6 protein-coding genes and 1 pseudogene are annotated in these 8,094 nt (G+C 75.6%); 2 read left to right on the top strand and 5 right to left on the bottom strand.

Features of this window, described 5'->3' with window-relative positions:
• The first annotated feature begins 145 nt into the window (after positions 1 to 145).
• Complete coding sequence (locus AB0M28_RS38885; RefSeq protein WP_365415299.1) at positions 146 to 454, top strand: HAD hydrolase-like protein; 309 nt, start codon at positions 146 to 148, stop codon at positions 452 to 454.
• Here AB0M28_RS38885 and AB0M28_RS38880 read toward each other — a convergent pair.
• The 3 genes from AB0M28_RS38880 to AB0M28_RS38870 form a co-directional block, all read right to left on the bottom strand.
• Entirely contained in the window at positions 445 to 1,410 is a 966-nt protein-coding gene (locus AB0M28_RS38880) for an aldo/keto reductase (RefSeq protein ID WP_365415297.1), read from the bottom strand. The genes AB0M28_RS38885 and AB0M28_RS38880 overlap by 10 nt on opposite strands.
• Positions 1,411 to 1,526: 116 nt before the next feature.
• A complete protein-coding gene (locus AB0M28_RS38875) occupies positions 1,527 to 4,913 on the bottom strand; it encodes a hypothetical protein (RefSeq protein ID WP_365415295.1) in 3,387 nt (1,128 codons plus the stop codon).
• Between the two features lie 72 nt (positions 4,914 to 4,985).
• Entirely contained in the window at positions 4,986 to 5,408 is a 423-nt protein-coding gene (locus AB0M28_RS38870) for a YjbQ family protein (RefSeq protein ID WP_365415294.1), read from the bottom strand.
• Between the two features lie 153 nt (positions 5,409 to 5,561).
• Here AB0M28_RS38870 and AB0M28_RS38865 point away from each other — a divergent pair, with 153 nt between their 5' ends.
• Positions 5,562 to 6,644, top strand: a complete 1,083-nt coding sequence (locus tag AB0M28_RS38865; protein WP_365415292.1) for an NAD(P)-binding domain-containing protein — start codon at positions 5,562 to 5,564, stop codon at positions 6,642 to 6,644.
• Positions 6,645 to 6,708: 64 nt separating this feature from the next.
• On the opposite strand, the gene AB0M28_RS38860 is transcribed toward AB0M28_RS38865, so the two are convergent.
• Together AB0M28_RS38860 and AB0M28_RS38855 are read right to left on the bottom strand one after the other, a co-directional pair.
• Positions 6,709 to 7,713 carry a LacI family DNA-binding transcriptional regulator gene (locus tag AB0M28_RS38860; protein ID WP_365415301.1) on the bottom strand — a complete coding sequence of 335 codons (1,005 nt, stop codon included), beginning with the start codon at positions 7,711 to 7,713 and terminating at the stop codon, positions 6,709 to 6,711.
• A gap of 135 nt (positions 7,714 to 7,848) precedes the next feature.
• Positions 7,849 to 8,094 (bottom strand): annotated as a pseudogene (locus AB0M28_RS38855) (rhamnose ABC transporter substrate-binding protein); the annotation flags it as partial.

The following is an 8,094-nucleotide window of genomic DNA, read 5'->3' as shown; positions in this document are numbered from 1 at the left end:
GCCGACGCTCCGCGTCGACTCCCTCCTCCGCCTTGCAGCTGCACGCACCGGACGACGCGCCCTTGCCTGGCCTGTGCCGATCAGCCACCCGGCACCACACCGCCCAGTCACAGGCGACAAGATCCGAAAGACAGGCCCTAGCCGTATGCCCGCGGGCATGCCCGGCCGCGCCGTCCGGCGGGACTTCGGCGGAGCGCTCGCCCACCGCGCGGGAAACCGGCGCTCGGCGCCGCTCGAGGCCCGGGCGGGCACGCCGGACCGGGTCCGGATGGTCGGCGACAACCCGGAGGCGGACATCGAAGGAGCCCGCGCGGCGGGCATCCTCGTCCGCCCCCCCCGGAGGCCGGACCCACCCCCGCGGCCGAACGGATCCCGGCGGATCCGGGTGCACCTCGGGTGTAGCCGGAGCGCTCAGCGGGAGCGCTCCGGCGCGGAAGGAGCCCCTCAGGCGTAGAAGTTGCGCTGCCACCGGTGCTTGGCGAGTACCGCCAGCTGCTCCTCCGTGAGGGCGTGGCCGTCGCCGTAGGACGTGTTGCGTTCGACGTTGCGGACCGAGCGCATGCCGGGGATGACCGTGGAGACCTGGGGCGCGCTGAGCACGTAGCGCAGGGCGTGTTCCGCGATCTCGTCCGGTTCGATGCCGAGGTCCGCGACGATCGCGGCGACCCGCTCCCCGACCTGCGCGGCGCGGTCGCCGCGGAAGTAGTGGTTGCGGAAGTCGCCGTCGGGGAACGCGGTGTCCGCGGTGACCTGACCGGTGAGACCGCCCTCGTCCAGGGCGACGCGGACGATCACGCCGACGCCGTGGTCGGCGCAGGCGGGCAGGAGGCTGTCGGCCGGGGACTGGTCGAAGATGTTGTAGATGACCTGGACGGTGTCGACGACGCCGCTGCGCACGAGGGCGAGCGCGTTGTCGGGCTGGTGGTCGTTGATCGAGACGCCGAACAGCCGGATCTTCCCCTGCTGTTTGAGGTCGACGACGGTCTCCAGCCAGTCGCCCCGGCCCATCCACTCGTCGCTCCACACATGGAACTGCAGCACGTCGAAGTGGTCGAGGCCGCTCTCGCGCAGACTCGTCTCCAGGCTGTGCCGGATGTGCGCGCCGGGGAACGTCGCCGCCGGGTCCAGCCCGTCCGGCGCCGGCCACTTGAGGTTCTTCGGCGGCACCTTGGTCGCCACGTACACCTCGTCGCCGGCGCGCTCGCGGACCACCTGGCCGACGATCCGCTCGCTGCGCCCGTACCCGCGGGCGGTGTCGATGAAGTTCACGCCGAGGTCGATGGCCCGGTGCAGCGCCCGCACGGACTCGTCCTCGCTGGCCCCCACCCACATCGACTCGCCGATGCCCCAGGCCCCGTACCCGATCTCGGACACCTCGATCCCGCCCCGACCCAGCTCACGGTAACGCACAGTGAACCTCCGCTCGAGTGGCCCGCTCCCCGGCCGCCGGGGAGCGCCTGTCGACTGTCGACGATAGGCGAGGCCGCCGGCCGATGGCACCCGGCCGGCGGGTCACGCCCGGCGTGTCACTCCGCCGCCTCGTACCGCACGTCCTCGTCGGGCCAGCGGCGCAGGGCGTCCAGCCGCTCGAGCCACTGCGGCGGCCAGTCGGCTTCCGGACCGCCCATGCGTACGACGGCGAGCGCGAGGTGGCCCGCGGCGGCCAGATCGGTACGGGGCAACAGCGCGGCCGCGGCGGCCTCCAGGGACTCGGGCGGGGCCGTCGTGCCGCCGCCGTAACGGCCGTGCTCGCGGCGCAGGGACTCCGCCGCGCGGGCGGCGAGCACCGGGTGGTCCCGCAGCGACTCGGCGCACTCCAGGAGGGCGGCCGCGAAGCGTTCGGCGTCCTCGGGGTCCAGCATCTGCAGGCGCAGCCGCGTGGCGCGGTGGAGTTGCCCCGGGCAGGCGGCGAGCCGGTCCCGGACCCGCTCGGCGAGGTCCGCGGCCCACGCCTCACCGGTCTTCGCCGCGGTGCCGACGGCGCTCGTGAGCCCGTCCAGCCGCTTCGAGGGAACGGGGGTGAGCTCGACGGCGCCGGTACCGGCGGCCTCGGCGGCCGTGAGCCGGTCGACGAGGTACGGCACCTGGTCACGGATGACGCCCGAGCCGGCGAGCGCGAGCACCGCCTCGGCCGCGCCGTCCGACTCCCACCGGGTGCAGAACGACTCGACGACACCCGTCACCTCCCCCCCGTAGTGCACCGCCCAGGTCCGGAAGGCCCGCCCGCCCCGGAAGCGCACGCCCGGCCCGTCGGCCGTCAGCAGCAGCCGCAGCACCAGATCCGCGTATCCGGCGCGGCGGCCGGGCGGACAGGCGTAGGGCTGGAGGGCGAACAGCGTACGGGCGAACGTCTCGTCGGAATCGCCGTCCGCCGCCTCCGCGAGGACGGGCAGCACGCGGGGATCCTCGACGCGGCCCGCGAGCGCCTGGGCCAGCGCCGCACGCAGGTCACGGTGCGTCCCCGGCGAACGGAGGCGCTCCAGCAGGAACCCGGTGGCCTCCGCCCGCCCGGTACGCGCCAGTTGGCGGGCGGCCGCCTTGCGCACGGTCAGCTTCACTCCGTCCGCCGTCAGCAGCCGTTCCAGTACGGGGAGCAGCCGGTCGTCGGGGACCTGGGCGCACGCCCGGCCCAGGGACGCCACGACGGCGGCCGCGAGCGGCCCTCCGGCGAGCGCGGGCACGGCGTCGAGCGTACGCGCGCCGCCGCGGCGACAGAGAGCCTCGACGGCGGCTTCGGCGAATACGTGCTCCGTCCCGCCCGTCATCGAGTGGAGCCAGTCGGCTCCCTCCCGGCCGAACGCGGGGCCGCCGCGTCCCACCGAGGCCACGGCGCCGATCCGTACGTCCACCCCCGCCCCGGCGTCCGCCGCGCGTTCGGCGAGCCGGAGGCGGACACGCTCCGCCTGGCCGGGCGTCCACCGGCCGGCGAAGTCGCCCACCGCCGGCGCCCATTCGGCGTTGCCGTCGAGGACCGTGGCGATGAGGTCGGTACGGCGCGCGAGCAGGACCCGTTCCACGATCGGCGATGACACCGCCTCCGCGTCGCGGTCCAGCAGCGCGACCGCGCGCTCCTCGCGGTTGCGCGGGTCCGCGAGCCACCGGCGTACCGCCTCGGCCACCAGCGGCGCGGACCCCTCGGCGCACGCGACGCCCAGCGACTCCTGCAGTCCGGGCAGGGCGTACGCCCGGCGGCCGAGGGACTGCGCGAGGCCGACGGGCAGCAGATGGGTGCCGCGTGCGCGCTCCGCGTCGAGGGCGGGGCGCAGGGAGTCCAGCAGGGCTGCCTCCTGCCCGGGGCGCAGCACCAGGTCCAGCCGGTGCCACCCCAGGCCGTCCGGCCGGCGCTGTCTGCGTCGGCGCGGTGCGCGCGCGGGCGCCTGACCGCCCGCGCGCAGGAACACCTGCACGCCGAAGCGCGCGACCAGGCGCCCGTACGTGTCCAGTGCCCACGCGGTCAGCGCCGGGCCGTCGTGGTGCCGCAGCACGCGGTCCGCGAGGGTGCGCAGCGCGGCCCAGGTGGCCGGGGAGGTGTCGCGGGCGTCGACGACCGCGGTGGCGAACCGCTCGAACGACCCGGCGAGCGAGGCGTCGTACGACCCCACCCGCAGCGTGCCGAGCGCCACCAGCGCCTCCTGGCGCAGCGGATCCCGTTCCGCGGCGGTCCGCGCGGCCAGCCCGGCGACGACGTCGGCCAGCACGGCGCGGTCGCCGGCCTGTTCGGCGCACCGCAGCAGCAGCCGGCGGGCCAGGCCACGCCGGCGCGGGTCGCCGCCCGTGGCGGCCTCCGCCAGCACGGGTGCCGCCTCGGCGTACGGCAGCTGGGCGGTGAGCCTGAGCGGGAGGTCGGGGTCGTCGAGGCGGCTGCGCGAGGAGTGCCAGGCCCCGGCGTGCCATGCGAGCATCCGCCGCGCCTCCTCGGCGGCCCGGGCGGGGGCGATGAGGCCGAGGAAGGGGAGGCGGCGCAGGACGCGCTCGACGGGGGTGTCGCGCATCATCTCGTCGTACACGGCGGTCCTGCGGCCGGGCGGCAGCTGCGTGAGCAGCCGGGCGGCGGCGCCGTCGTGCACGCGGCCCGCGTAGTACGCGAGATCGGCGTCGGTGAGCGCGCGGACCGCCGACCGGGGCGGGTGGCCGCCGCCGCGCCAGTAGCGCGCCGTACAGGCCCGCCAAAGCCCGAACGCGCGGCCGGGGTCCGCCCGGTACAGCGGACGTGCGGCCTGCTCGAAGAGCAGGCGCGGCGCGGGCTCCGGTCCCAGCTCCTCCAGCAGGGCGAAGACCGCTCCGGGCGCGGCCGCCGCGACGTGCTCGAAACCGCTGCCGCGCCGCCGCGTCCACCCGTGGCCGCGCCCGTCGGTGAACTCGCGCCGGGCGTCGTCCAGTACGGCCAGGGGATGCCGTACGGACAGCGCCCGCCAGGCGACCACCGCGTGCGCCAGCTCCGGCAGCAGCCGGTCGACCGTCTGCGGGCGGCACGCGGGCAGCAGGGCGGCCGCCTCCGCCTCGCCCCAGCGTTCACGCACCCGGGGCAGCAGCCGGTCGGCGAGGGCGTCCCGGCGGCTGTGCCGCAAGGTGGCGTAGAGGGCGCGGCGCAGTTCGCGGGGCGCCGCGTCGTCGAGTACGCGGGCCACGTCGTCGTCCGGCACGGGCAGCGTGCGTACGGCCCGCAGCGCGGCGCGGCGCAGGTCCAGGTCGGGGCCGCGCAGGACGGCGGCGACGAAGCCGAGGTCGCGGGCGGCCATGGCCAGGTGCAGGGCGGTGCGGCGCTCGTAGCGGCCCTGGGCCGAGAGTTCGGCGAGGAGGGCGGTGAACTCGGGGTCCGCAGCGCCGCGCCAGGCGAAGAGGGCGAGTTCGCGCATGCGCTGCGGATACGGAAGGGGGGCGACGGAACGCAGAAGTGCGGAGGCAGTCGTCATCGCGCCCGATTCTCAGCCGCGGCCCGCGCCGGCGTCCATCGGGTTTACGGCCCGGTGGCCCACCCACCCGGCTCACCCCAGGAAGCTGAGACGGACCTGGCGCCGGGGGTTGTCCCGGTTGGTGTCCACCAGGCACACCGACTGCCAGGTGCCCAGGGAGAGGCTGCCTCCGATCACCGGGAGCGTGGCGTGCGGGGGGACGATCGCCGGGAGCACGTGGTCGCGGCCGTGGCCCGGGGTGCCGTGGCGGTGGCGCCAGCGGTCGTCCGCCGGGAGGAGGTCGTGGAGGGCGGCGAGGAGGTCGTCGTCGCTGCCGGCGCCCGTCTCGATGACCGCGATGCCGGCCGTCGCGTGCGGGACGAAGATGTTGAGGAGGCCGTCGCGGCCGGCGGCGGCGCCGCGGAGGAAGTCCTCGACGTCGCGGGTCAGGTCGGTCACCGTCTCGCCGGAGCCGGTGGTCAGGTGCAGGACGTGGGTCTGGAAGCGGTCCGTCATGCCCCCATCGTCGTACGGGCGCGGTCGGGTGTGCCGTCCGGCCCGCCGGACCGGGCGGCGGGGGGACGGCCGGGACCGGACGCGGGGCGGGCAGGACCGTGCGGTGGTGGCGGCCGGGGGAAGATCCGGACCGCCTCCACGGTTAGATGAAACATGAACTACTTGGCCGTCCCCCGCGAGGTCGACACCGTCGTCATCGGCTCCGGCCAGGCCGGGCTCTCCACGGCGTACTTCCTGCGCAGGGCCGGCCTGGACTTCGTCGTCCTGGACCACTCCCCCGGCCCCGGCGGCGCCTGGCAGTTCCGCTGGCCCACGCTGACGTACGGCAAGGCCCACCGGGTGCACGACCTGCCCGGCATGGAGCTGGGCGCCGCGGACGACGGACGGCCCGCCGCCGACGTGGTCGGCGAGTACTTCGCCGCGTACGAGCGCGCCTTCGATCTCCCCGTCCTGCGCCCCGTCGAGGTGAGCGCGGTGCGCGAGGGGACGGACGGACGGCTGCTCGTGGAGTCCTCCGCCGGGGTCTTCACGACCCGTACCGTCGTGAACGCCACCGGCACCTGGGACCGGCCCTTCTGGCCCCGCTACCCCGGCGCCGAGACGTTCCGCGGGCGCCAGTTGCACACCGCGCGGTTCCGCGGCCCGGACGACTTCTCCGGCGAGCGGGTGATCGTCGTGGGCGGCGGCGCCTCCGGCACGCAGCACCTGCTGGAGATCGCGCCCGTCGCCGCCGCCACGTACTGGGTCACCCGGCGCCCGCCCGTCTGGCACGACCAGCCGTTCGACGAGAACTGGGGGCGCGAGGCCGTCGCCCGCGTCGAGGAGCGCGTACGGCAGGGGCTGCCCCCGACGAGCGTCGTCGGGGCGACCGGCCTCGCCGTCACGGACGCCGTCCGCGAGGCCCGCGCGAAGGGCGTCTTCGACCGGCTGCCGATGTTCGAGCGGATCACCCCGACCGGAGCGGTGTGGGCCGACGGCAGCACCGTCGAGGCGGACAGCATCCTGTGGGCCACGGGCTTCCGCGCCGCGATCGACCACCTGGCGCCCCTGAGGTTGCGCGAGCCCGGCGGCGGAATCCGCATCGAGGGGACGCACGCGGTGAAGGACCCCCGCGTCCATCTCGTCGGCTACGGCCCCTCCGCCAGCACGATCGGGGCGAACCGCGCCGGACGGACCGCGGTACGGGACATCCGGCGCCTGCTCGCCGCGGAGCGGGCGCCCGTCGCCGTGGGGTGAAGTACCGCCGTAAGGGCGTGAAGCAGCGGCCGTAAGGAGTGAGGCAGCGGGCGTCGAGCCCCCGTCACCGCAGGCTCGACGCCCGCACCACCAGCTCCGGCTGCATCACGATCTGCCGGTGCTCGTGCCCCTCCGCCTCGTCGCCCGTCTCATGGATCAGCAGCTCCGCCGCCGCCCGCCCCATCTGCCGCGCCGGCTGCCGTACGGACGTCAGCGGCACCACGGCCGCCGCCGCGAACTCGATGTCGTCGTACCCCACCAGCGCCATGTCCCCCGGCACGGACACCCCCGCCGCGTACAGGGTCTGCAGCACCCCGAGCGCCAGCAGGTCGTTCGCGCAGAAGACGGCCGTCGGACGCGGGGACATGCCGAGCAGCCGCGACCCCGCGTCCCGCCCCGCCGCGACGTCCAGCCGCTCCGCCTCGATGTGCATCAGCGCCTCGGCCGGCAGTCCGCCCTCGGCGAGGGCCTGCAGCGCACCGGCCCGCCGGTCCTGCACCTGCGGCAGGTTCCTCGGCCCGCTGACGTAGACGATGTCCCGGTGCCCGCCCTGCAGCAGGTGGCGTACGGCCAGCGCGCCGCCCTTCACGTCGTCCACGGACACCGAGCAGGCGTCGGCGCTGGCGACGATCCGGTCGACGAAGACGTAGGGGATGCCGTGCCGGGCGAACGCCCGCAGCGTGGCGCCGGTGGTGTCGGCCGGGGTGACGAGCACGCCACGCACGCGCTGCTCGGCGAAGAGGGAGAGGTACTCGGCCTCCTCCGACGGGCTCTGCGCGCTGTTGCACAGCATCACGCCGAGGCCCGCGTCGCGGGCGGCCCGTTCGGCGCCGGCCGCCATGTCGACGAAGAAGGGGTTCGTCATGTCGAGGACGAGCAGGGCCATGATCCTGCTGCGGCCCGCGCGCAGCTGGCGGGCCGACTCGCTGCGGACATAGCCGAGCCGGTCGATGACCGCCTGGACCCGCTCACGGGTGGCGTCGGCCACCGTGTCGGGCCGGTTGATCACATTGGAGACGGTGCCCACGGACACCCCGGCATGCCGAGCCACGTCCTTGATTCCGACCATGCGCGCCACGCGCCCGTTCCCCTTCCCCGACACGGCCCGGCGGGCGTACCCGCCCGCCGGGGTCCTCATCGTAGGCCCGGGCCGGCCGCTCGCGCGGTCGGCCCGGCCACAGTGGTCGTCCCCGGGGGCCGGCCGTCAGAAGTCGAACTGGTCGATGTTGTCCTTGGTGAAGACGGTCGGCTTGCCGAGGCTGATCACGCCGTCCTTGCCGATGGTGTACTCGCCCATCGCGCCGGCCGTGAAGGTCTCACCCTCCTTGCCGGTGATCTGGCCCGACACCATCGCGACCGCGGTGCGGGCGGCCAGCTCGCCGAGCTTCGCCGGGTCCCACAGCTCAAAGCCGTCGACGGTGCCGTCCTTGACGTACTTGCGCATGTCGTT

The sequence above is a fragment of the Streptomyces sp. NPDC051940 genome (genome assembly GCF_040680895.1).
In the GTDB taxonomy this organism is placed as follows: Bacteria; Actinomycetota; Actinomycetes; order Streptomycetales; family Streptomycetaceae; genus Streptomyces.
Note: the sequence above shows the minus strand (reverse complement) of the source record. Positions and strands in the feature narration are given on the sequence as shown.

Excerpts from the sequence above, each read along its gene's own strand:
- AB0M28_RS38865 (WP_365415292.1), top strand. The coding sequence starts at position 5,562 with ATGAACTACTTGGCCGTCCCCCGCGAGGTCGACACCGTCGTCATCGGC.
- AB0M28_RS38875 (WP_365415295.1), bottom strand. The coding sequence starts at position 4,913 with ATGACGACTGCCTCCGCACTTCTGCGTTCCGTCGCCCCCCTTCCGTAT.
- AB0M28_RS38870 (WP_365415294.1), bottom strand. The coding sequence starts at position 5,408 with ATGACGGACCGCTTCCAGACCCACGTCCTGCACCTGACCACCGGCTCC.
- AB0M28_RS38885 (WP_365415299.1), top strand. The coding sequence starts at position 146 with ATGCCCGCGGGCATGCCCGGCCGCGCCGTCCGGCGGGACTTCGGCGGA.
- AB0M28_RS38860 (WP_365415301.1), bottom strand. The coding sequence starts at position 7,713 with ATGGTCGGAATCAAGGACGTGGCTCGGCATGCCGGGGTGTCCGTGGGC.